Source organism: Actinoplanes sp. CA-252034 (assembly GCF_050956125.1).
Lineage (GTDB): Bacteria > Actinomycetota > Actinomycetes > Mycobacteriales > Micromonosporaceae > Actinoplanes.
This window is the reverse complement of the sequence record NZ_CP191846.1, coordinates 9,172,248-9,195,502: the sequence shown is the minus strand read 5'-3', so window position 1 is coordinate 9,195,502 and position 23,255 is coordinate 9,172,248. Positions and strand designations below refer to the sequence as shown.

Sequence of the window (23,255 nt, the reverse complement as noted above, 5' to 3'; positions counted from 1 at the left end):
ATGGCTCGACCGTCTCCGGCCATGGAGGGCCGGGACCCGGGCTTCACCCTGGTGGAGACGGTGGTGGCGATCATGATCGTCATGGTCGTGACAGCGTCACTGACCGCGTTGTTCGTCGGATCGAGCCGGATCGCCCACCTGCACGGGGACCGGCAGATCGCGATCCAGCTCGCCGACGACGCCATGGAACGTGTGCACGCGCTGAGGGTCGCGGCCGTCCTCACCGGCCGCGACCGGAAGAGTGTCACCGAGCAGTGGGCCGCCCCGCTCGACGCGGTCAGCGGCATGCTGGACGGCGCCGTCACCGACATCGCCTACGACGGCGAGGCGGCCGACGGGGCCGGTGCGACCGCGAAGCTGCCGACCACGCCCCTGGAGCAGACCCTCAACGGGCTCACCTACCGGCAGCACTTCTACATCGGCACCTGCGTGCGGCCGAGCGCCACCGGCTCCGAGTGCGTCGCCGCGGCCGCCGCCGCGAACGCCGGTAAGAGCGCCGTCATCCCGTTCTACCGGGTCGTCGTCGCGGTGACCTGGCCGGGTCGGCTCTGTGAAGGCGACACCTGCTCGTACGTCAGCTCGTCCCTGATGGGCAGCAAGACCGGGGAGCCGGTCTTCAACACCAACACCGACGCGGGCGCGCTCGACCTCACCACCGAGATGGACAGCGTCGTCTACGACGACGTCACGCTGCCGGTCACTCTCACCTTCGCGGCCACCGGGGGCGAAGGGAGCCGTACCTGGTCGGCGCTGAACCTGCCGCCCGGCATGTCGATCAGCCCGTCGACCGGCGCGGTCAGCGGCACGCCCACCACGGCCGGCACGTACGCCACCCGGGTCGTCGTCAGCGACGTCTACGACCAGCAGGACTACGTCGCCTGGAGCTGGCAGATCAAGGCGTTGCCGGTGGTAAGCACCGGCAACACCGGCACGCTGGCGATCACCGTCGGGGTCGCGTACACGAAGACGTTCGCCGCGACCGGTGGATCACCGACGCTCGTCTGGTCGGCGACCGGCCTGCCGCCCGGCCTCACCATGGCCGCGGCCACCGGCATCGTCTCCGGCACCCCGTCCACGGCCGGCTCCTGGACCTCCACGATCACCGTCACCGACGGCCATCGGCAGGCGGGCTCGAAGACCTTCACCTGGAAGGCGGCGTGATGAGGCGGCGCGACGACGACGGATACACCCTCGCCGAGCTGATCGTCGCGACGACGCTGATGGGGGTGGTCACCGCGGTGACCACCGCCGCCGTCGTGCAGATCTACCGGTCGTACAACTCGACCGACGCCGAGATCGAGGCGCAGACGCAGATCACCGCGGCATTCCGGATCATGGACGGGGAGATCCGGTACGCCCGGAGCGTCAGCGACCCCGCCGTGATCGACGGTGACCACTACGTCGAGTATCTGGTCAACCTCGACGACGTGGACACCTGCGTGCAGATGCGGCTGCACACGCCGACCGGCGAGCTGCAGCGCCGGCAGTGGCCCAAGAAAGCCGGCGCATTGTCGCTCACCGGCTGGACCACGCTGGCGTCCCCGGCCTCGTCGGAGAAGCCGTTCCAGGTCGTCCCGGTCGATGTCAACGCCCTCGACGGGTTCCGCTACCAGCGGCTTCGGGTCTCCTTCACCTCGAGGGTCGGCTCCGGGGAGTCCGCGGCCGGCCGGGTCACCGACATCACCTTCACCGCGCTCAACGCGACCGCCGAGGACAACTCGGACACCTGCACCGAGGCCAGGGGAGTCAGCTCATGAGGTGGTTGCGCCGCCGGGGGGACGACGGGTCGCTCCCGATCGCCGTGCTGATCACGCTCGTCGGCGTCAGCCTGGGCGGACTGCTCACCTCCATGGTGGTCAACTCGATCAGCGACTCCAACCTCAGCGCCCGCCGGGTGCTGGCGCTGCACGCCGCGCAGGCCGGGCTCGACGTCGGGCTCGCCCAGGTCCGCGGCGCCGTCAAGGCCAACGCCGCCACCGGTGAGGAGGAGGGCGACCGGTCCCGGCTGCCGTGCGCACCGCTCACCGGCACCGTGGGGGCCGGGAACGCGTCGTCCTACACGGTGTCGGTCGCCTACTACCGCACCGATCCGCAGGGGCAGGCCGCCGACTGGCTCGCCGGCAACGCGATCTCCTGTGTCACCGTCAACGGCCCGCAGTACGTGCCGGCGTACGCCCGGTTCACGGCGGTCGGCAAGGCCGTCACCGCCGGCCGCACCCTGACACGCACCCTGAGCGGCACCTACGTGCTGCACACCACGAACGCCAACATCTACGGCGGTCTCATCCACGCGTACCGGACCAGTGCCGGCGTCAAGGACCACTGCATCGACGCGGGCTCCGGCGACCCGAACGGCGGCACCCCGGTCACCATGCAGCTGTGCAGCCCCGGCGCGGTCGCGCAGACGTGGGCGTACACCGACAGCCTGCAGATCGTGCTGGTCGCCTCGCAGAAGCCGTCCCGGCCGCTCGGCATGTGCCTGCAGGCCGGCACCACCCACGTCACCGACAACCTCGTCACCGTCGAGCCGTGCCAGGGCACCAAGCCGTCGTTGTACCGGCAGCAGTGGAGCTTCAACGGCTCGGCCGAGTTCGTCGGATCGGAGCTGACCGCCGGCTCCAACACCGACGGGTCCTGCTTCTACCGGCAGTTCGACGGGACGGCCGACAGCAGGCTCCTGCTGCTCGTCAACTCGTCGGCCTGCAACACCAGCACGGTCAACGCCCGCCGCTGGTCACCGGATGCCGCGGTCGGCGCCGGCATGGCGGCCTCCCCGGCCGGGCAGGCGGTCGGCCAGCTGGTCAACTACAACCAGTTCGGCCGGTGCCTGGACGTCACCGAGAAGAACGTCGGTTTCGGTCACATGATCGCGTGGCCGTGCAAGCAGAACCCCAACCCGGCCAACGTCGAATGGAATCAGCGGTACGGTCTCCCCGCCGCCGACTCGTCGAAGGCGGGAACCGCCGGCAACCACGCCACCGGGACGATCACGACCACCACCGGCGGCGTCCTCTACTGCCTCACCAGCCCGTCGTCGCCCGACCTGTACCAGTACGTGCAGGCCATGCTCTGCACCGGCACGACCAGCCAGCAGTGGACCGTGTACGGCGAGACGAACAGGTACTCCACCAGCTACCAGATCGTCGACGGCACGGGGAAGTACTGCCTGCAGCCCCGTAACCCGAAGTCCGAGGTGCCCGACTACTACCAGCCGACCACGTACAAGATCAGCAAGATCTACGTGGCCGCGTGCGACGGCTCCACCCTGCAGAAGTGGAACGCCGACCAGAACGTCATCGCCGCGCTGGATCTCAAGGACGTCAAGGAGACGAAATGAGAGCCGGTCAGCGGGTCGGGAAGAAGTTGCCGTAGACGGCCGGCGAGGCGGTGGCTGTGGTGGCGACCGCCTCGTAGGTGTCACCACCGGCGTTGCGGCCCCCTGAGGGGTGCGTGTACTTCGCGGTGAACGTGTACGTCCCCGGGCCCAGCGTGTCGGCCGACGAGAGCGTGAACCGGTAGAGGAGGGCACCCGCCTCCTCGGTGACCGTCGTGCTCACGCTGCCGCCGGGCGTCTGCTTCGTCCCCCCACGGGACACCAGCCCGTCGGTACGGGCCACCCGGATCACCACCTCCAGAGCGGTCAGCTCCTCGGTGGTCTTCAAGGTGACGACGCTCGCGCCCTGCGTGTCGCCGCTGCCCGGATCGATCGACCCGTCCGACCAGAGCGGTCCCTGGCTGACTCGGGTGAATCCCGGCTGCCCCCTGGTGAGCGACGGCGAGGGGGCCGAGCCGGTCCGGTCCGGGGTGGGACGGCTGGTGGGCGGCCCGGCCGGAGCGGTGGTGGCCGCGGGCGTGGACGGCTCGATGCTCACCGGGTCGGTGACGACCGGGGCGGCCGTGGTCGTCGCCGGGGCGATCGACGGCGCTGGAGCGGCCTCCTCCCGGTCACCGGAGCCGGCCAGCGCCCACGTGCCGACACCGCCGCCACCGAAGACCGTCACGACGGCGGCCACCACGGCGGCCAGCCGGACCCGCGGGCCACGCCGGCCCTCGGGCAGAACGGCACGGCGACGGCCGGAACCGTCGTGCATCGCGGCCCTGGTGATCCGGTCCAGCATGGCGTCACGGTCGGGGTGGTGCGCCGAGGCCTCGGCCCGCAGCGCCGCCCGGATCTGATCGTCGGAGTGCCTCACCGGGCCGCCTCCCAGCCGTCGATGCGGACGTGGTCACCCAATAGTTCGGCAAGCTGCTTCGCGCCGCGAGAGGTGGAGCTCTTCACCGCGCCGACGGAGATGCCGAGCATCGCGGCGACCTCACGTTCCGGCAGGTCGAAGGCATAGCGCAGGACCACGCAGGCGCGCCGGCGATGCGGGAGCCGGCGCAGCGCGCCACGGACGTCGAGGACGGCCGGCACGTCGGTGTCGCGGCCGCGGCGCAGCGCCTCGAAGGACAGCAGGCGCTCCCGGCTGCGGCGGCGCACCCAGTTGCGGGCCAGGTTCATCACGATGCCATGACCGTAGGCGACCGGGTCGTCGGCCGCGTTCACCCGGTCCCAGTGCCGCCAGATCTCGGTCAGCGCGTCGGCGGCCAGGTCGTCGGCGACCCCGGACTCGCCGGTCATCAGATACGCCAGACGCGACAGCGAGGCATGATGCCGCTCGAAATACGCGTGGAAGTCATCGTCACGCAACCGGCACACCTCCTCGTTCCCGTCAGACCGAACGACGGTAGAGATCACGCCGGGTCCGGGGCAAGGGCTGTTCGGCCGGTGAGACGCGGATATCAGCGCCGTAGGCTACTTTCTCGATCATGGAAATAGGGATTGCCGGGTTCCTGGCCGGTTTCCTCCTCTCGATCGTGACCGCGCCGGTCGGTGTCTCCGGCGCGGTCTTCCTGCTGCCGGTCCAGCTCAGCGTGCTGCACGTGCCCAACCCGGCGGTCACCCCGACCAACCTGCTCTACAACGTGGTGGCCGGTCCCGGGGCGCTGCTGCGCTACCTGCGGCAGGGCGGGTTCGACCGGTCGCTGACCCGGCTGCTGATCGCCGGCACCCTGCCCGGCGTGGTGCTCGGCGCGTTCCTGCGGGTGTTCGCGCTGCCCGGCCCGCGCGTGTTCCGGGTCGTCGTGGCGGCGGTGCTGCTGCCCCTGGGCCTGTGGCTGTGCCTGCGCGCGGTACGCCCGGCCCGGGTCACCCGGAGGACGCGTGACCTGCCGGTCGTGTGGCTCGGCCTGGGCGTCGGCACGATCGGCGGGATCTACGGCATCGGCGGAGGCTCCCTGCTCGGGCCGATCCTGGCCGGCAGCGGCATCCCGATGGCGACCGTCGCCCCGGCGGCTCTGGCGTCCACCTTCGTGACGTCCGTGGCCGGCGCCGGCACGTACGGCCTGATCGCCCTCACCACCGGCACCGCCGAGATCGCCCCGCACTGGACGCTGGGCCTGCTCTGCGGCGCCGGCGGCCTGATCGGCGGTTACCTGGGCGCCCGGATGCAGCGGCGCATCCCCGAGGCGGCGCTGCGGTTCCTGCTCGGCGCCCTGGCCGTGGCGCTGGCCGTCGTCTACCTGGTCCAGGCCGTCTAGGGAATCAGGGCGCCTGCCGGGAGGCGTTGCGACCGCGACTACCCGGCCGGCGACCCCGGTGCCGGGCACGAACGGCAGCGCCGGGGCCGCCCGGTCCGGGTGGGTGCTATAGGGACAGGTGCTTGAGGAAGCGGCCCGGATCGGCGAGGAACGCCCGGGTCATGGCGACCGGCTCGGCCTGGTCGTACGAGACCTCGCGGACCGGGCCTTCCGGAGTGATCTCCAGGATCGTCGCGCCCGGCGAGGCCAGCAGAATCGGCGAGTGCGTGGCGATCAGGAACTGGCTGCCGGCCTCCACCAGGTCGGCGATCCGCAGCAGCAGGGCCAGGCACCCGTTCACCGACAGCGCCGCCTCCGGCTCGTCGAGGAGGTAGAGGCCGCCCGGACCGAACCGGTGCGCGGCCAGATCGAGGAACGACTCGCCGTGTGACCGCTGATGCGGGGAGACGCCGCCGTAGGAGCCGGTGACACCGAGCCGCTCGATCTCGGTGGCCACGTTGTAATACGACTCGGCCCGCAGGAAGAACCCGGTACGCGGCTTGCGCCCGGGCGTGCGGACCAGGGTGAGACTGCCGCCGAGGCTCGACTCGATCGCCCGGGTCGCGAAGTTGAACGACGTCGTCCCGCCCTCGGGGTTGAAGCCGGCGGCCACCGCGATCGCCTCGATCAGGGTGGACTTGCCGCTGCCGTTGTCGCCGGAGAGCAGCGTGACGGGTGTGGGCAGACGCAACTCCCGGCCGTCCGCGAGCGCGCGGACGGCCGGGAGGTCGAACGGGTATCCGGCACGCGGCGGGCCGTCGAGCCGGATCGCTCTGATGAACAGGGTCAGTCCTCCCGGGGGACCGGCACCGGGGTCACCCGCCAGATTCGGGCCGCGTAGTCGGCGACCGTGCGGTCCGAGCTGAAGAAGCCGCTGTGCGCGGTGTTGAGAATGGACATCCTCGTCCACCGGACCGGGTCACGCCAGGTCTTCTCCACCTGTTCCTGGGACTCCACGTAGGAGCGGTAGTCGGCGAGCGTCAGATACTCGTCCCAGTCCAGGAGGCTGCTCGCCACCCGCCGGCCGGCATCGCCGAAGACGCCCGAGGTGAGGGTGTCGATCGCGGCACGCAACTCCTCGTCACGGTCGTAGAAGTCCCGCGGGTGGTAGCCGTTGATCCGGGCCTGCGCGGCCTCGTAGGCGTCCATGCCGAAGAGGAAGAAGTTGTCCTCGCCGACCCGGGCACGGATCTCGATGTTGGCGCCGTCCAGGGTGCCGATGGTGATCGCGCCGTTGAGGGCCAGCTTCATGTTGCCGGTGCCGGAGGCCTCCTTGCCGGCCAGCGAGATCTGCTCGGACAGGTCGGCGGCCGGGATGATCCGCTCGGCGAGGGTGACGTTGTAGTTGGAGGGGAAGACGACCTTGAGGTACGGCGCGACGACCGGATCCGCCTCGATGCGGGCCGCGAGCGTGGCGATGAGACGGATGATGTCCTTCGCCGCGTGGTAGGCGGGCGCGGCCTTGCCGGCGAACAGCACCGTACGCGGCACCCAGTCGGCCGCCGGGTTCTGCCGGATCCGCTGGTACAGCGAGATGACGTGGAGCACCTTGAGCTGCTGCCGCTTGTACTCGTGGAACCGTTTGATCATCACGTCGGTGAGCGAGTCGGGATCCCCGGCGGCCAGGTCCACCTTGTTGGCCCGCTTGATCGCCTGCCAGCGGTCGCGGAACGAGGAGTCGTCGGCGAGCCGCTCCAGGCCGGCGAGTTTATCCAGGTCACGCAGCCAGCCGTCGTCGCCGAGGCCCTCGGTGATCAGGTCCGACAGCCGCGGGTTGGCGAGCTTGACGAACCGGCGGGGCGAGACGCCGTTCGTCACGTTCTGGAACTTGGCCGGCCACAGGTCGGCGAAGTCGTCCAGCACGGTCTCCCGCAACAGTTTCGAGTGCAGCTCGGCGACCCCGTTGACGGCCTCGGTGCCGACGACGGCGAGGTGCGCCATCCGTACCCGCCGCTCCGGCTCCTCCTGAATGATCGACATCCGGCGCAGGCGGTCGTGGTCGCCGGGGAACCGGGCCTCCACCTCGCGCAGGAACAGCATGTTGATCAGGTAGATGATCTCCAGGTGCCGGGGGAGCAGCTTCTCGAACATCCGGACCGGCCACGTCTCCAGGGCCTCCGGCAGCAGGGTGTGACAGGTGTACGCGAACGTCCGCCGGGTGATCTCCCAGGCCCGCTCCCACTCCATCTCGTACTCGTCGACGAGCAGCCGCATCAGCTCGGGGATCGCGATCGTCGGGTGGGTGTCGTTGAGCTGGATGACCGTCTTGTCGGCGAACTCGTCCCAGCCCTCGTTACGCAGCCGGAACCGGCGCACGATGTCCCGCAGCGAGCACGAGACCAGAAAGTACTGCTGCTTGAGCCGCAGCTCCCGGCCCAGCTCGGTGCTGTCGTCGGGGTAGAGCACCTTGCTGATGTTCTCGGCGCGGACCGCCTCCTGTACGGCCTCCGCATACTGCCCGGCGGAGAAGCGGCTCAGGTCGAACGAGGCCTCACTGGCCTTGGCGCTCCACAACCGGATGAAGTTGACCGTCTCGGTGCCGTAACCGGGGACCAGCATGTGGCTGGGCTCGCCGAGCACGATCTCGCCCGGCACCCAGACCTTGCGGGTGGACGAGCCGGGGACCGGCTCGGTGTGCCCGTAGAAGCCGACCGTCTGCCGGTCGTCGGGCGCCGGGAACTCCCACGGGTTGCCCTGGAACGCCCAGTCGTCGGGAAGCTCGGTCTGCCCGTTCTCGGTGATGACCTGGCGGAAGATGCCCAGGTCGTAACGGATGCCGTAGCCGACGGCCGGGATGTCGCGGGTGGCGAGCGAGTCGACCAGGCAGGCCGCGAGCCGGCCCAGGCCGCCGTTGCCCAGGCCCGGCTCGACGTCCAGGTCCTCGAGGTCCTCCAGGCCGAAGCCGAGCGCCTTGACCGCCTCCGGGGCGAGCGCGCCGGTGCCGGAGTAGAGCAGGTTCTGCTCTAGCTGCGCACCGAGCAGATACTCCGCGGAGAGGTAGTAGACCCACCGGGGATTGCCGGCGAACTGCGCCGCGGCGGTCCGGGCCCGCCGCTCGGCGAGATGGTCACGCACGGTCAGGGCGAGTGCCTCGTACGCGTCGTGCGCGCTCGCCGACTCCACGGTGGTGCCGCGCCGGTAATAGAGGTTGCTCAACAGGTCTTGCTGGAACTCATCGGCTGTCTTGCCCAGTTTGCGTAGCCCGATGCCCTGTCGAAGATCCATGCCGCCATTGTGCCCTCCGGAGGTTTCAGAACACCCCTCTTCGGGCTAACGGTCCGATCATCCCCTATCGGCCGAAGCGCCGGTGGATCTCCGGATTCCGGTACGCGTGCGCCGCTGGGAGAGTGCCGGCCGGGCCCCGTGACGGTGGCGAACGTCATCGACGGCAGCGAGCGGGCCGCGCGGTGGGGGTGGGACACTTTCGTGTGCTCGAGCATCTGCTGCCGTCCTCCGTGATAACCGTCGAGGCGTTCGGCGACGACCCGGCGGAGCCGTGCTTCCCCGGCGAGGAGGACCTGATCGCGAACGCGGTCGAGAGCCGCCGCCGGGAGTTCGTGACGGCCCGACGATGCGCCCGGGAGGCCCTGTCCCGGCTCGGGTTCGCGCCGGCGCCGATCCGTCCGGGGCCGCGCCGCGAGCCGATCTGGCCGGCCGGCGTGGCGGGCAGCATCACCCACTGCGCGGGCTACCGGGCCGCCGCCGTGGCCCGCGCCGCGGACGTGGCGAGCCTGGGCATCGATGCCGAGCCGCACGCCCCTCTGCCCGCCCGGGTGCTGCCGGTCGCGGCCACCCCCGCCGACCTGGACCACCTGGCCGAGCTCGCCGTGCAGGACCCGTCGGTGCACTGGGACCGGTTGCTGTTCTCCGCGAAGGAGGCCGTCTACAAGGCGTGGTTCCCGGTGACCCGCCGGTGGCTCGGCTTCGAGGACGCGAGCCTGACCATCGACCGGGCGCGGGGCACGTTCGCCGCCCGGATCCACGTGGAGTCGCCCTGGCCCGCCCTGCACGGCCGATGGCTGGTCGCCAACGGCCTGGTCGCGGCCGCGGTGACGGTCACCGATCACCCGACCGGGGGCGACGGTCAGTCGTAGTGCTGCAGGGACGGCCAGACCAGCGACCACGGCCGGTCCATCCGGCACACGTGGACCCGTACGCCGACCTCCTCGTTCTCCACGCCGGGCGTGTTGTGCAGGGTCGCCTTCGGTGTGCAGGTGCCGAGCCCTTCGGGTGGCGTGTCCAGCACCGCGATCACGATCCGCTTCGAGTCCGGCGGCGGCCCGAACTCGTGCAGCGCGTTGTGTCCGCTGTAGACCGGCGGCAACCGCAGTGACGGGCCGTACCTGTCGAGCGCTCCGGCCTCGCCGTAGTTGCCGGTGAACAGCACCGATCGCCGCTGGTCGGCCTCCGACAGCCCGGCCCACACCGTGCCGATCTGCCACACGTACTGCCGCCAGCCGACCTGCTCGGCGATCGTCGGGTTCAGCTCGGCCGGCAGCGATCCGGCCAGGTCCTTCTCCGGGATCACCGGCAGCGACGTGACCACCGCGGCCGCCGACGTGACCAGCAGCGCGCCGGCGACCAGCGCCTGACGTGCACGCCGCCCGCCGGCCCAGCGTGCCACCGCGACGGCGCCGACGGCATGGAGCCCGAGCAGCAACCCGGCCGTGTAATACGGCTGACCGGCGGTCACCAGAACCACGACGATCATCAGCGGGTACGCCACCGCGAGCGCCCGCAATCGCCGGAGCCGTGCGTCGCGCGCCAGGACGACCAGCCCCGCGATCCACACCGGAGGCAGCGCCAGAAGGGCGAACTGGAGCGGCAGCAGCATCACCCGGGACTCGCCGCCCTTGTTCTCCGCGATCGCCGCCGCCATCTCCATCTGCGGGAACCCGTTCATCACCTGGTAGATCAGGTTCGGCGCGCCGAACACCGCGGCCGCCGCCACACCGATCCACAGATGCCGGGACCGCAGCGCCGCCCGGGGCCCGGCGAGCAGCAGCGCCACGGCCAGGCAGAGCAGCAGCAACAGCACCAGATGCTTGTTCCACAGCCCGAGCCCGGCCACGACCCCGGCGGCGATCCAGGCCCCCGGGCGGTGCCAGAGCAGCGCCCGGACCACGAAGTACAGCACGCCCGTCCAGACCAGCAGGTCCGGTGTGGAGGTGGAGGTGACGTGCGCCGACGACAGCGGGAACACGCCGAACACCCCGGCCGCGGCCAGCGACTGGGCGGCTGTCCCGCCGCCGGTCTCGCGAGCGATCGCGGCGGCCACCAGCGCGGTGAGCCCGAGCAGCACGGCGGCCGGCACCCGGATCGCCCACAGGGTGTCGCCGAACGCCTCGATACCGAGCCGGACCAGCATCGGCGTGAACGGCGGCTGATCGGCGTAGCCCCACTGCGGGTGTTCGCCGAGGAGCCGGAAATACAGCTCGTCGCGGTGGTAGCCATACCCTCCGGCGCTGATCAGAAGCAGTAGCGCGGCGGCGGACGCGATCAGGCCGGCCGGCCACCAGGCGTACGGGCTACGAGCTGACTCCATACGCTGTGTATCTGCGGTATCACTGAGCGCATCGACCACGGTCCCACCGTACGGGTCCGCGTCCACCGGCCGCCAATGTCAAATGGACCAGCCCGCACGTTCCACACTCGCGGCACACCCCGTCATCCCCGCCCGTCGCGTCCGAGCGCAGGGGGTACAAGCGCGGCTCCCCCGTCGGAGTCGGGTGACGGCGATCCGACTCGACTTTCGCCGGCTGTTCTGAAACGGTCGTAGTGGTCATGTCTCCATCGGCCCACGGAAGTCACGCCCGGAGTCGGGCCGAAAGTCCCACCGCCTCGGGCGGGTCCGCCCTCGGTCCTCGGTGCCATCATGGGACCGGCACGTCCGTCGATGTCCACGGAGGAGCATTGACCGAGCCCGAGCCCCGTGACCCCGATCGGCCGGCCGCCGTCGAACGGGCCCGCGCGGGTGTGCGCTCCTGGATCCGTGAGGCCGGCCAGCGTACCCGGGCCGGCCTGCGAACGGCCGGCCCGTACGGCCTCCTCGCCTTCCTGACCGCCTCCGCGGTCGCCCCGGTGGCCGGCGCCGCGCTGGGCGCCACCGACGCCTTCGCCGCCGCCCTCGACCAGGTCGGGGGCCTGGGCAGCAACTATCTCGCCGACAGCCTGAGCGAGGCGGCGAAACGGATGCGCGACCGGGACCCGCAGGCGGACGGCTGGAGCGAGGAGCAGTGGCGCGACGCGATCGCCGCCGACCTGCTGCCCCGGCTCGCCGCCGCCGACGAGCGGAGCCGGGCCCTGCACGAGGAGATCTCCCGGGTGCTGCGCGAGGTCGACGCGGTCGGCGCCGCGATCAGCGAGGCCGCCACCACCGACGAGGAACTGCGGCACCAGCTGGAGGGGGCGTTCCGGGAGCTCGGCCTGGGCGTCGGTGAGCTGCACTGGATGATCACCGAGGTCCGGCAGAGCGTCGACGGCCTGCGACAGCAGTTCGCCGTGCAGAGCCTGGAGCTGAGCCGCCGGCTGGAGCAGATGCGGCGGCACCTGACCGAGGTGACCCGGGAGCAACTGCCCGGCGGTGACGAGGTGCCCGCCGACGTGCCCGGGGGAGTCGTTCCGCCGTACCCCGGCCTGGTCAGTTTCCAGCCGGAGGACGCCGCCCGTTTCCGCGGCCGGGAGACGCGGATCGCGGAGCTTCTCAGCCTGCTCGCCGAGCAGGCCCTGGGCGGTCCGCCGCTGATCGTCACCGGGGTGTCCGGCGCCGGCAAGTCGTCGCTGCTGCGGGCCGGTCTGCTGCCGGCTCTCGGCGCCGGCGCGCTGGGCGAGGAACCGGCCTCCTGGGCCTGGGTGCTGACCGCTCCGGGCGCCTCCCCGCTCGCCGATCTGGTGGCCCGCCTGCACGGCCTGGTCGAGACGGACGACGTGCCGCACGACGACCTGGTGAAGGCGGTGCGCGAGGAGCCGCACCGGCTGGGCGCGCTGGCGGCGAAGGCGGCCGCGGCGGGCCGCCGGCCGATCGTGGTGGTGGACCAGTTCGAGGAGCTGTTCACCCAGTGCCCGGACCCGGCTGAGCGGCTCGCCTACGTGACCGCACTGGCCACGGCGGCGCCCGCGCTCGTGGTGATCGCCGTCCGCTCCGACTTCTATCCGGCCTGTGCCGCGCTGCCGCCGCTGGCGAAGATCCTCGCCGCCGGGCACGTGGTCCTCGGGCCGCTGGACGCCGAGGCGATCCGCCGGGCCGTCGTCGAGCCGGCCGAGCACGCCGGCCTCACCGTCGAGCCGGGCCTGCCCGACCTGCTCCTGCGGGACCTCGGCGCGGATGGGCCGGACGACTACGAGCCGGGCGCACTGCCGCTGCTCGCCCACGCGCTGCGCGCCACCTGGGACCGCCGGGAGGGGATCCGGCTGACCGTCGCCGCCTACCGGGCCACCGGCGGCATCCGGCACGCGATCGCCGAGACCGCCGAGGGCATCTACCTCGATCTGCCGCCGGAGGATCGCGACCGGCTCCGGGACGCCCTGCTCGGCCTGGTGACGGTGACCGGCGACGGTACGGCCGTGCGCCGCCGCGGCGAGCGGGCGGCCAGCGACTCCCGGGTGCTGCGCCGCCTGGTCAAGGCCCGGCTGGTCACGGTCGGCACGGACACCGTGGAGATCAGCCACGAGGCGCTGCTGACCAGCTGGCCCCGGCTCGCCGGCTGGGTCGCCGAGGCCCGCGAGGACCTGCTGCTGCGCCAGTCGGTGACCGAGGCGGCCCGCGACTGGGACCGCTCCGGCCGCGACCCCGACCTGCTGCCCCGGGGCTCCCGTCTGCTGGCCGGGGAGCGCGTGCCGGCCGGCGACGGCGTGCCCCCGCTCGTCGGGGAGTACCTCGCGGCCGGCGCCGCGGCCGCCGCCGGTGAGCAGCGCGCACGTGAGCGGGCCAACCGGCGGCTGCGCCGGATGGTCGCCGGGCTCGCCGCGGCGCTGCTGCTGGCCGTGGCCGGCGGACTGGTCGCGGTGGACCGGCAGCGCACCGCCGACGCGGCCGGCCGGGACGCCCGCTCCCGGCAGTACGCGGCCGAAGCCGTCGCCCTGCTGGACCGCGACGAGCCGGCCGCCGTCCGCCGGGCCCTGGCCGCGTGGAACGAGGAGCCGACCGCCGAGGCCCGGGGCGCGCTGCTCTCCGCCCAGATGGTGCGGTTCGCCGGGCGGCTCGGCACGGTGCCGGGCGGCTACTCGGCGGCGGTGAGCCCGGACGGGTCACGGATCGCCATCGGCGACGACAAGGGCGTCGTCCGGCTCTGGGACACCGCCTCGCTCACCGAGGTCGGCCCGCCACTGGCCTACCCCGCGACACCGGCGGGCATCGAGACGACCTGGGTGGTGTCGGTGGTCTTCTCCCCGGACGGCCGCTACCTGGCGTCCGGGGCGCTGGTGCCCGAGGGGGTACGGATCTGGGACGCGGCCACCGGCGAGCTGATCCGTGCACTGCCCGCCGCCGGGGCGGTCGACTGGCTGCCGGACAGCGCCACGGTGGTGGCCGGCGGCTCGGCCGAACCGCGAGCCCTCGGCTTCTGGGACGCCGCCACCGGCCGGTCCATCAGGACCCTGCCGGCCGGCGACGGCATCGTCACCGCGCTGTCGGTTAGCCGGGACGGCCGGCATGTGGCGACAGCCGGGCTGATCGGCGCCGTCGAGGTCCGGCGGATCGTCGACGGCCGGCGCACGATGAAGCTGACCGGTCCCACGTTCCTCGCCTTCGCACCGGACGGCTCGCTGGTGACGAACGAGAAGGGCCCCGGCGGGCAGGGACGGCTCCGGCAGTGGGAGGCGGCCACCGGGCGCAAGCTGCGCGACATCACACCGGAGGGCCACGTCGGCGCGCCACCGGCCGCGTTCGCGGTCACCGGCGACGGCATGATCATCGCGGCGGCCACGCACCGCAGCGTGGACCTGTGGTCGCTCACCGACGAGACGCGCGGCACGCTGCGTACCGGTCTGTCGTCGTACGGGGCGTCCGCGTCCTCGGCGAACGGGCAGGTGGTCGTGGTGACCTCACCGACCGGGCCGTCGGTCGTGCATCGGCGGGTCGTGGACACGCTGAACACCGACGGCGAAGTCCACGGCGCGGTGTTCTCACCCGACGGGCGCAGGCTCGCCGCCGGCGGCCAGGACGGCACGGTCCGGATCTGGGACACCGCCACCCGGGTACGGACCGGGTCGTTCCGCCCGGCCGGACCGGTGAGCGGGCTGGTCCACGCCGCCGACGGGCTGCTCGGCCTGATCACGGCCGCCGGAACGCTGGAACTGTGGGACGAGACCGGGAAACGGCAGGCCTCGACGGACCTGGGGGCGTGCACCGGCGACCTGGCCGCCTCACCCGACGGGCGGCTGCTCGCGGTGACGACGTTCACTTGTCTCGGCGAGGGGCCGGCCTGGACCCCCGGCGAGATCCGGGTCTACGACGTCGACGCCCGGCGGATGCGCGGGACGATCACCCTGAACAAGCCCTCCGAGGCGAAGGCGGAGTCGAGCTTCGCGCTCGCCTTCTCCCCCGACGGGACCGTCCTGCACGCGGCGGTGACCACCGGCAGTGTCGAGCGGGACGACTCCGGCTTCTCCGCCGACCTGCGCTCCTGGCGGACCGGCGACCTGAGCGCCGTGGGCGAGCCCCGGCCGCTGGGCCCCTACCAGCCACTGGACCTGGCCATCGCGCCGGACGGCCGGTCGATGGCGGTGACCGGCACGAACCGGCTGGTCGACATCCGGTCCGGGGACGGCTCGACCTCCCTGTGGACCACCTCCGAGCAGGGCGAGCAGATCGACCGGGTGGCGTTCTCACCGGACGGGCGGACACTCGCGGTGAGCGACCGGAGCGGCCCGGTGCAGCTCTGGGACACCACGGCCCGCGCCCCGCTGGCGACGCTGCGCGGGCACGTCGGCGTGATCGCCGCGCTGGCGTTCTCCCCGGACGGCGGCCGTCTGGTCAGCGGCTCGTTCGACTCCCTGGTCTCGGTGTGGCCGCTGGACCCGGCCGTGGCGGGCCGCAAGCTGTGCGCAATAGCCACCTCGCTGAGCCGTGACGACGGCCAACCGGTCCCGGACTACTGCCGACGATTCCGTCCGTGACACGGCTCCCCGCTTCACAGGCGGCTCTCGATGACAACCGGTCCGGCCGCCGGTGTGCCGGCACTTCCTCGACGGCAGATGTCTGCCCGGGGTGAGTGGGCGGCTGGGGGCTCAGATCTGGCGGTTTCGGCCGGCGGCCATGCCGGCGATGATCTGCGGGACCATCAGGGCGACCATCAGGGCCAGCGGCACCCGCCAGCCGCCGGAGGCGTCGTGCAGGGCGCCGACCAGGATGGGGCCCGGGATGGCGAAGAGGTAGCCGATGCTCTGGGCGAACGCGGACAGCTGCACGACCGTGGCCGGGGTGCGGCCGCGGAGCGCGATCATCGTGAGGGCCAGCGGGAAGGCGGCGTTGACGACACCGAGGAGGACCGCCCACAGCCAGGGTGCGGCGGCGGGGGAGGCCCACAGGCCGGCCCAGCCGGCGATGCCGAAGAGGCCGAGGACGAGGGCGATGCCGCTCTGTGAGCGGAGCCGGCCGGCGTACGCCGACAGCAGGAACGACAGTGGCACGCCGAGCAGGGAGGTGACCGCGAACAGGACACCGGCCAGCGCGGGGGAGAGGCCGGCGTCGCGGTAGATCTCCGGCAGCCAGCCGATGATCACGTACGCCGAGGTGGACTGCATGCCGAAGTACACGGCGAGGGCCCATGCGACCGGGTGGCGGCTCACCCGTACCGCAACCGGGGTGTCGGTGCGGTCTGCGGTCTCGCGCGATCGGGCCAGCATCAGCCACGGGGGAAGGGCGAGCAGCGCGGCGAGGGACCAGCAGGCGAGCCCCATCCGCCAGTCGTCGCCGAAGGCGCCGGTGATCGGCACCGTGGCGGCGGCGGCCGTGGTGGCGCCGATGTTGAGGGCCACCGAGTAGAGGCCGGTGACGGCGCCCACCCGGTCCGGGAAACGGTCTTTGACGATGGACGGCAGTAGCACGTTGACCAGCGCGATCCCGGCCAGCGCGACCGCGCTGAACAGCAGGAACAGCGCTGAGCCGCCGGTGAACGGCCGGATCGTCAGGCCCGCGGCGAGCAGCAGCAGGCCGCCGAGGATCACCCGCGCGGAGCCGAACCGCCGAGCGAGGCGGGGTGCCGCGAGGCCGATCGAGGCGAAGCACAGCACCGGCACGGAGGTGAGCAGCCCCGCCACCGTGGCGCTCATGCCGAGCCCGGCCCGGATCTCGGTGAGGACCGGGCCGATGCTGGTGACCGCGAGCCGGAGGTTGACCGCGGCGAGAAGGAGCGCCGTCAGTGCGAACAGCCCGCCGGCACGGGTCTTCTCCTGGATCACCACCCACCCATGGTATCGGGTGATCGGCGCAACACTCCTTACAGAGTCGTCATGCGGCCGCGGCCGGCTCCTGCTCGCGCTCGATCTGCTCGTTCCACTCGCGCTTGCCGGCCTGCCAGCCGTCCTCGTTCATCCCGCGCCGCCAATACCCGGAGATCGACAGCTGGCTCATCGGGATGGCCAGCTCGACCCGCAGGAACCGGCGCAGCTCGCGGACGGCGTTGGCCTCACCGTGCACGAACGCCTGCAGCCGCCCGGCCGGGAAGTCCAGCCCGCGGATCGTGTCGACGAGCCCGGTGCCGGTGCCGCGGTGCAGCCAGGTGATCTCCGCGTCGGCCCGGGTCTCGATCTTCTGCTCCTCGTCGGCCCCGGAGACCTCGATGAACGCCCGGACCTTCGCACCCTCGGGCATCCGCTCCAGGGCCGCGCTGATCGCGGGCAGCGCGCTCTCGTCACCGGCGAGCAGGTGCCAGTCGGCCGTGGCGTCCGGCGTGTAGCCGCCGCCCGGCCCCATGAACCGGAACGCGTCACCGGGCTGCGCGGCCGCCGCCCACGGGCCGGCGATGCCCTCGTCGCCGTGCACCACGAAGTCGACCCACATCTCGCCGGCCTCGGGCAGCCACTTGCGCACCGTGTACGTCCGGACGCACGGCCACGAGTCACGCGGCAGCGTCTCCCGGATCACGCCCATGTCGAACGGCTCGGGGTAGGTGGCGCCGGGCATCGGGAAGAGCACCTTGATGTAGTGGTCGGTGAACTGCCCGGCCTCGATCCGGGTCAGAGCCTCACCGCCGACCACGACACGCACCATGTGCGGGGTCAGCTGCTCCACCCGGGTGACCACACCCTCGTGGGCCGGTCGCGCGGGTCTGTTCGCCATGGGCTGCACCTCACTGCCGGGTAGCGGATACCGCCGCCGAATCGGATCTCGGCAGGTAAGGCTACCCTTATTCTGGGTGATCCACCCTCCCGGCTCATCTTTCCCGGAATTTCCCACCCTCCGGCCGGATCCCGCAGCGGTTCGGTGGATACCCAGCGTGGAGACCATCCCCCGGCGTGGGCGGAACGGTTCCGCAAGCTGATCCCCCGGCCCGCGCGGGCTCATCCTGTACGGCCACACCTCCCGCAGAGCCACCCCGTCCCGTCGGGTCCGGGCGACGGGGCTGCCCGCTCCCGGCCGAAACGCCGCCGCCGGGCCGATGCGGTGGTTGCGGTGTGGTCGTCACCGGTGGATCGGCGGCACTGCGCCACCGGCCGGCGCCGGAGACGCGGAAGGCGGGCGGGACCGAAAGGTCCTGCCCGCCTTCTCAGTGCCGCGGCGCGGGGTCAGCGCCAGTTGTTGCGGGGCCGGGTCCGTAGGAAGGCCGCGATGATGAGGCCGATCAGGACCATCACGGCGCCACCGCCGATCCACGCCAGGTTGCTGCTGATCAGGTTGAACGAGCCGCTCTCTGCGGGCGGTTCGGCGATCGTGTCGCCGTTGGTCTTCTCCGGCTGGTCGGGGGCGCCGTCACCGGGGTCGGCGGCGAGACCCGGACCGTCGGTGGGCTCGGGGTCGGCGTCGTACTCCGGCTCCACCGCCTTGGTGGTCTTGGTCGTCACCGGCTTCTCGGTGGTCTCCTCGGACTGCGAGGATTCTTCAGAGTTTTCAGACTCCGAAGATTCGGACTTCGTGGTGGCCGGCGTCCGGGTCACCTTCGGGGTCACCTTGGTGGTCGCCCCGGAGGTCCCGGCCTCCTCGTCGTCGGTGTTCTTGGTGGTGGTGTCGGTACGCGGGGTCGCGGTCACCACGGTGCTGTTCGGCTTGGCGGTCGCGGGCTTCGAGGTCGCCGGCGTCGTCGGGGTCACCGCACCGCTGTTGGTGTTGTTCCCGCCGCCGTTGTTCCCACCGTTGTTGTTGCCGCCCTGGTTGCCACCGTTGTTGTTGCCACCCTGGTTGCCGCCGTTGTTGCCACCCTGGTTGCCGCCCTGGTTGCCGCCGTTGTTGCCGCCCTGGTCGCCGCCGTTGTTACCGCCCTGGTTGCCACCGTTGTTCGCGGCGCGGACGGTGACCCGGACGGAGTCGAGGGCCGGCGTCTGGTTGGCGCGCTCCATCATCGGGATCCGGTGCGACCCGTCACCCGCCCACGACGAGCACTGGAACTCGCCCTCCTGCGGCAGTCCCGGGACCTGGATGGTGACGGTGTCCGGCTGGGCGCTGCCACGGCTGTCCTCGGTCGCCACGAAGAACGCCGGCACGGGCGCGGACTCGGGGGCCTCGTCGTCGTTGTTCAGGATCCGGCAGGCGGTGTGGAAGTGGCCGCGGACCAGGCCGTTCTGCAGAACGCTGGACTCGACGTAGTACCCGCCCTGGCCGGCCGCGAGGAAGCGGTCCCGGATCAGGTTGCGGGTGCTGATCCGCAGCTGGAACGGCGTGCCGACGGTGACCTCGCCGGGCGCTTCGGTGATCAGCAGAGTGGGGTTGTTGGCGGCGACACCGACCTCACCGAACTCGGTCGAAACGCACCGGTCGCCCTTCTGGAAACCGTCGTGCGCCACCAGATCGCTGTCCACACAGGTGTCGGTGAGGATCGTCAGGTTGTTGCCGACGACCTTCCCGGCCCCGCTCTCACCGGCTTTGGTGCTGGTGTCGGTGTCCGCCGCGTTGGCGAACTGGGTGAACCCGATCACCCCGCCGATCGCGGTGATGACGGCGCCGGCGGCCAACAGCCGGGTACGTCGTTGCCCCGAGCTTCGCATGACGAGACCTTCTTTTCCGATTCCCGGTCAATGACGGCGCCGGTTACCGGCGCTGACCGCCCAGACGTTAGGGGCGCGTCTCACAGAAAGCAATTCCGGAACCGGGATCGGAGATTTCTTATGGTCGCCTTAAAGAAAAAATGTCGATCGGGACTCGAACCTCAAGCATCCTCCGAACGGATGATGTCCGCGGTTCAAAAAATCCTGGCAGAAAGTCTCTGAACAGGGAGAGTAACTCACCGGGCTGTGAACGCCACTATCAGTCAGCGGGCCAGAAACCGCGCGCCGCATAGACGTCGCGTAACACTTCGATACGGTCCGTCATGATGCCGTCGACACCCATGTCGAGGAGCCGATTCATTTCTTCCGGATCGTCGATCGTCCACACATGGGCCTGCAATCCGAGCCGGTGCAGATAGGTGAGAAATCGCGGAGTGAGCACGGTGACCCGGCCGTGGCGGACCGGGATCTGGGCCGCGACCGCCGAGGCCGGCAGCGGCAGTCGCACGCCGGCGGCCGCGGCGAACCACAGCGCGGCGGTCGCCCGCATGCCGAGCGAGGTGGCGACCCGCGGCCCGGCCAGCGCACGGACCCGGGTCAGCCGGGCGTCGCTGAACGAGGCGAGCAGCACCCGGTCGCCCGCGCCGGTGGCGTGCACGGCGGCGACGGCGGGCTCGACCACCCGGTCGGCTTTGACGTCCACGTTGAACCGGACGCCCGGCCACGCGTCCAGCACCTCGTCGAGGCGGGGCACGGCGGCGGCGCCTGCCACCCGTACCGAGCAGAGGTCAGCCCAGGTCAGGTCGGCGACGCGCGCCTGCCGCCCGGCCACCCGGTCGAGTCGCGCGTCGTGGATGACGACCGGGATCCCGTCCGCGGTGGCGTGCACGTCGGTCTCGACATACCGATAACCCATGTCGACGGCCCGCTGGAACGCCTCGGCGGTGTTCTCGTCGCCCTCGGCGGCGCCACCGCGGTGCGCGAAGGCGAGCGGTCCCGGGGTGTCCAGGAACGGGTGGCTCACCGGGGCAGTATGCCGGGGCTTGTTGACGTGGGCCAAAAGAGGTCGAATGGCGGTGGCGGCGAGGAGGGGGCGCGATGTCCGGACCCACGGTTGTCATCATCGGTGCGGGGATCGTCGGGTGCGCGCTCGCCGACGAGTTGACCGGTCGGGGCTGGACCGACGTCACCGTCCTCGACCGCGGCCCGCTCTTCGAGACCGGCGGCTCCACCTCACACGCGCCGGGGCTCGTCTTCCAGATCGACCCGTCCCGGACCATGTCGAGGCTGGCCCGCTACACCGTCGAGAAATACGCCGGGCTCGGCTGCTTCTCCCCGGTCGGCAGTCTCGAGGTGGCGACGACACCCGCCCGTCTCGCCGAGCTGCACCGCCGGTTCGGGTTCGGACAGTCCTGGGGAGTCCCGTCATCCGTCCTGGATCCGGCCGCCTGCGCAACGGCGTACCCATTATTGGACAAATCATTAATTGCCGGTGGGCTTCATGTGCCGTCCGACGGGGTGGTCCCGGCGGTCCGCGCGGCCGAGGCCCAGGCCGCGCGGGCGACGACGCGCGGCGCCCGGTTCCTCGGGGACCGGACGGTCACCCGTGTGCTGTCCCGGGCCGGGCGGGTCACCGGCGTCGCGACCGCCGACGAGGAGTTCCCCGCCGACCTGGTGGTCAGCTGCGCCGGGCTCTGGGGCCCGGCGATCGGGGCGATGGCCGGGGCGCCGATCCCGCTGCTGCCGATGGCGCATCAGTATGTGCGGACCACGCCGGCCGGCGCCTCCGACGAGTTGCCGATCCTGCGTCACCCGGACCGCGACCTGTACTTCCGGGCACACGGCGACCGGCTCGGCATCGGCTCCTACCTGCACGAGCCGATGCCGGTCGACCTCGCCGACCTGCCCGGCGACGACCACCCGTCGAAGCTGCCGTTCACGCCGGACACCTTCAAGCAGTCCTGGGCGGCGGCGGCCGAGCTGATCCCGGCGCTGCGCGGCGCCACCCTGGAGGACGCGTTCAACGGCGTCCTCTCGTTCACCGCCGACGGCTTCCCGCTGCTCGGTGAGGCGGCGTCGCCGCGCGGGCTCTGGATGGCCGAGGCGGTCGGGGTGGCCCATTCGGCCGGGGCGGCGAAGGCGGTCGCCGAGTGGATGGTGGACGGCCGGCCCGCGATCGACCTGCACGAGTGCGACCTCAACCGCTTCGACGCCGCCCAGCTCTCGCCGGACTACGTGCGGCGGCGCGCCATCCGCTCGTTCGTCGAGGTCTACGACATCGTGCACCCGGCCGATCCGCCGCCGGTGCGCAACGTCCGGGTCAGCCCGTTCCACCCCCGGCAGACCGAGCTGGGCGCGGTCTTCGGCGAGGCAGCCGGGTGGGAGCGCCCTCTCTGGTACGCGACGAACCCGCCCCCGGAGGCGCCGCGTCCCCGTGACGAGTGGTCGTCGCGGCACTGGTCGCCGATCGCCGAGACGGAGGCCCGGCTGACCCGCCGCCGGGTCGCCCTCTACGACATGACCCCGCTGACCAGGATCGACGTGACCGGCCCGGTCGGCTTCCTGGCCGGTCTGGCGGCCGGTGACGTGGACCGCCCGGTCGGCACGGTCGTCCACACCGTTCTGCTGGACTCGGCGGGCGGCGTGCGCAGCGATGTCACGGTGGCCCGGTTGGGTGAGGACCGGTTCCGGGTCGGGGCGAACGGGCCGCTCGACGTCGACTGGCTGCGGCGGCACGCCCCGCCCGGCGTCTCGGTGCGCGACGTCACCGGCGGCACCTGCGGGGTCGGGCTGTGGGGTCCGGCCGCCCGTGAGCTGCTCGCCCCACTCACCGACGTGGACGTGTCGTCGGAGGCGTTCCGCTCCCGGCAGGCGCGGGAGGGGCACGTCGGCACGGTTCCGGTCGTCATGCTCCGGCTGTCGTGTGTGGGCGAGCCGGGCTGGGAGATCTACACCGAGGCCCAGTACGGGCTGCGTCTGTGGGACACCCTGTGGGAGGCCGGCCGGGAGCACGGGCTGATCGCGGCGGGCCGGTCGGCGTTCGACAGCCTGCGCCTGGAGAAGGGGCACCGCACCTGGGGGCGGGATGTGACCAGTGAGGACGATCCGTATCAGGCGGGGCTGCTGCCGTCCGGTGACCGGGCCCCGGAGCGGCGCCTCACCTGCCTGGTTCTGGCCGACACCGGGGACGTGCCGCTCGGGCGGGAGCCGGTTTACGCGGGGGGCTTTCCGGTGGGTCACGTGACGAGCGCGGCGTACGGCTGGTCGGTGGGCGCCCCGATCGCGTACGCCTGGTTGCCGTCGGCCCTGGCCGTTCCCGGCACGCAGGTGGAGATCGGCTATTTCGGCCGCCTGCTGCTCGCCACCGTGGCGACCGAGCCGCTCTTCGACCCGAAACAGGAGCGTCTACGGCGCTGATCTGCGAATTCTCCGTCGGCGGCGTCCTTGATGTGACTAGCATCGAGTCGATCAGGACAGGCGTGACGGTGATCCCGCCG

The 23,255-nt window shown here is 71.9% G+C and carries 16 protein-coding genes; 7 read left to right on the top strand and 9 right to left on the bottom strand.

Annotated elements, in window-relative coordinates:
• The 3 genes from ACQPZW_RS41435 to ACQPZW_RS41425 are packed head-to-tail and all read left to right on the top strand — an operon-like array spanning position 1 to position 3,337.
• Positions 1 to 1,161 (top strand): Ig domain-containing protein, encoded by a 1,161-nt coding sequence (locus tag ACQPZW_RS41435; protein WP_433791511.1) that lies wholly within the window; start codon positions 1 to 3, stop codon positions 1,159 to 1,161.
• On the top strand, positions 1,161 to 1,757 hold the full coding sequence (locus ACQPZW_RS41430; RefSeq protein WP_433791510.1) for a prepilin-type N-terminal cleavage/methylation domain-containing protein: 597 nt from the start codon (positions 1,161 to 1,163) through the stop codon (positions 1,755 to 1,757). Before ACQPZW_RS41435 ends, ACQPZW_RS41430 begins: the two co-directional genes overlap by 1 nt.
• A complete protein-coding gene (locus ACQPZW_RS41425) occupies positions 1,754 to 3,337 on the top strand; it encodes a ricin-type beta-trefoil lectin domain protein (RefSeq protein WP_433791509.1) in 1,584 nt (527 codons plus the stop codon). The genes ACQPZW_RS41430 and ACQPZW_RS41425 overlap by 4 nt, the downstream gene beginning before the upstream one ends.
• Positions 3,338 to 3,344: 7 nt before the next feature.
• Here ACQPZW_RS41425 and ACQPZW_RS41420 read toward each other — a convergent pair whose 3' ends face one another.
• Positions 3,345 to 4,193, bottom strand: coding sequence for a hypothetical protein (locus tag ACQPZW_RS41420; RefSeq protein WP_433791508.1), 849 nt, complete (start codon positions 4,191 to 4,193; stop codon positions 3,345 to 3,347).
• Positions 4,190 to 4,690, bottom strand: coding sequence for a SigE family RNA polymerase sigma factor (locus ACQPZW_RS41415; RefSeq protein ID WP_433791507.1), 501 nt, complete (start codon positions 4,688 to 4,690; stop codon positions 4,190 to 4,192). Before ACQPZW_RS41415 ends, ACQPZW_RS41420 begins: the two co-directional genes overlap by 4 nt.
• 119 nt (positions 4,691 to 4,809) lie before the next feature.
• Between ACQPZW_RS41415 and ACQPZW_RS41410 the strand changes: the two genes are divergently transcribed.
• On the top strand, positions 4,810 to 5,580 hold the full coding sequence (locus ACQPZW_RS41410) for a TSUP family transporter (protein ID WP_433791506.1): 771 nt from the start codon (positions 4,810 to 4,812) through the stop codon (positions 5,578 to 5,580).
• 106 nt (positions 5,581 to 5,686) lie between these two features.
• Here ACQPZW_RS41410 and ACQPZW_RS41405 read toward each other — a convergent pair whose 3' ends face one another.
• Positions 5,687 to 6,310: an AAA family ATPase gene (locus ACQPZW_RS41405; RefSeq protein ID WP_433791505.1), complete on the bottom strand. Its 624-nt coding sequence runs from the start codon at positions 6,308 to 6,310 to the stop codon at positions 5,687 to 5,689.
• A 95-nt stretch (positions 6,311 to 6,405) separates the two neighbouring features.
• Positions 6,406 to 8,844, bottom strand: a complete 2,439-nt coding sequence (glgP, locus tag ACQPZW_RS41400) for a glycogen/starch/alpha-glucan family phosphorylase (RefSeq protein ID WP_433791504.1) — start codon at positions 8,842 to 8,844, stop codon at positions 6,406 to 6,408.
• A gap of 203 nt (positions 8,845 to 9,047) precedes the next feature.
• On the opposite strand from glgP, the gene ACQPZW_RS41395 reads away from it, so the two are divergent.
• On the top strand, positions 9,048 to 9,713 hold the full coding sequence (locus ACQPZW_RS41395; RefSeq protein ID WP_433791503.1) for a 4'-phosphopantetheinyl transferase family protein: 666 nt from the start codon (positions 9,048 to 9,050) through the stop codon (positions 9,711 to 9,713).
• Here ACQPZW_RS41395 and ACQPZW_RS41390 read toward each other — a convergent pair.
• Positions 9,704 to 11,164, bottom strand: coding sequence for a glycosyltransferase family 39 protein (locus ACQPZW_RS41390; protein WP_433791502.1), 1,461 nt, complete (start codon positions 11,162 to 11,164; stop codon positions 9,704 to 9,706). The two genes, ACQPZW_RS41395 and ACQPZW_RS41390, sit on opposite strands and share 10 nt — an antisense overlap.
• 368 nt (positions 11,165 to 11,532) lie before the next feature.
• On the opposite strand from ACQPZW_RS41390, the gene ACQPZW_RS41385 reads away from it, so the two are divergent.
• Complete coding sequence (locus ACQPZW_RS41385) at positions 11,533 to 15,735, top strand: NACHT and WD repeat domain-containing protein (RefSeq protein ID WP_433791501.1); 4,203 nt, start codon at positions 11,533 to 11,535, stop codon at positions 15,733 to 15,735.
• Positions 15,736 to 15,846: 111 nt separating this feature from the next.
• Here ACQPZW_RS41385 and ACQPZW_RS41380 read toward each other — a convergent pair whose 3' ends face one another.
• From ACQPZW_RS41380 to ACQPZW_RS41365, 4 genes are all read right to left on the bottom strand, one after another.
• The gene (locus tag ACQPZW_RS41380; protein WP_433791500.1) at positions 15,847 to 17,022 is read right to left on the bottom strand and encodes a CynX/NimT family MFS transporter; all 1,176 of its coding nucleotides are present in this window, start codon (positions 17,020 to 17,022) and stop codon (positions 15,847 to 15,849) included.
• Positions 17,023 to 17,068: 46 nt separating this feature from the next.
• On the bottom strand, positions 17,069 to 17,899 hold the full coding sequence (locus tag ACQPZW_RS41375) for a siderophore-interacting protein (RefSeq protein ID WP_433791499.1): 831 nt from the start codon (positions 17,897 to 17,899) through the stop codon (positions 17,069 to 17,071).
• Positions 17,900 to 18,345: 446 nt separating this feature from the next.
• Positions 18,346 to 19,758, bottom strand: a complete 1,413-nt coding sequence (locus ACQPZW_RS41370) for a hypothetical protein (RefSeq protein ID WP_433791498.1) — start codon at positions 19,756 to 19,758, stop codon at positions 18,346 to 18,348.
• Between the two features lie 259 nt (positions 19,759 to 20,017).
• A complete protein-coding gene (locus ACQPZW_RS41365; RefSeq protein ID WP_433791497.1) occupies positions 20,018 to 20,782 on the bottom strand; it encodes a glycerophosphodiester phosphodiesterase in 765 nt (254 codons plus the stop codon).
• 74 nt (positions 20,783 to 20,856) lie between these two features.
• Between ACQPZW_RS41365 and ACQPZW_RS41360 the strand changes: the two genes are divergently transcribed.
• A complete protein-coding gene (locus tag ACQPZW_RS41360; RefSeq protein WP_433791496.1) occupies positions 20,857 to 23,175 on the top strand; it encodes a GcvT family protein in 2,319 nt (772 codons plus the stop codon).
• The last annotated feature ends 80 nt before the right edge of the window (positions 23,176 to 23,255 follow it).

What these genes read in the sequence shown, in the direction of transcription:
- ACQPZW_RS41435 (WP_433791511.1), top strand. Translation starts at nt 1, where the DNA reads ATGGCTCGACCGTCTCCGGCCATGGAGGGCCGGGACCCGGGCTTCACC.
- ACQPZW_RS41390 (WP_433791502.1), bottom strand. Translation starts at nt 11,164, where the DNA reads ATGGAGTCAGCTCGTAGCCCGTACGCCTGGTGGCCGGCCGGCCTGATC.
- ACQPZW_RS41430 (WP_433791510.1), top strand. Translation starts at nt 1,161, where the DNA reads ATGAGGCGGCGCGACGACGACGGATACACCCTCGCCGAGCTGATCGTC.
- glgP (WP_433791504.1), bottom strand. Translation starts at nt 8,844, where the DNA reads ATGGATCTTCGACAGGGCATCGGGCTACGCAAACTGGGCAAGACAGCC.
- ACQPZW_RS41425 (WP_433791509.1), top strand. Translation starts at nt 1,754, where the DNA reads ATGAGGTGGTTGCGCCGCCGGGGGGACGACGGGTCGCTCCCGATCGCC.
- ACQPZW_RS41375 (WP_433791499.1), bottom strand. Translation starts at nt 17,899, where the DNA reads ATGGCGAACAGACCCGCGCGACCGGCCCACGAGGGTGTGGTCACCCGG.
- ACQPZW_RS41370 (WP_433791498.1), bottom strand. Translation starts at nt 19,758, where the DNA reads ATGCGAAGCTCGGGGCAACGACGTACCCGGCTGTTGGCCGCCGGCGCC.
- ACQPZW_RS41360 (WP_433791496.1), top strand. Translation starts at nt 20,857, where the DNA reads ATGTCCGGACCCACGGTTGTCATCATCGGTGCGGGGATCGTCGGGTGC.
- ACQPZW_RS41410 (WP_433791506.1), top strand. Translation starts at nt 4,810, where the DNA reads ATGGAAATAGGGATTGCCGGGTTCCTGGCCGGTTTCCTCCTCTCGATC.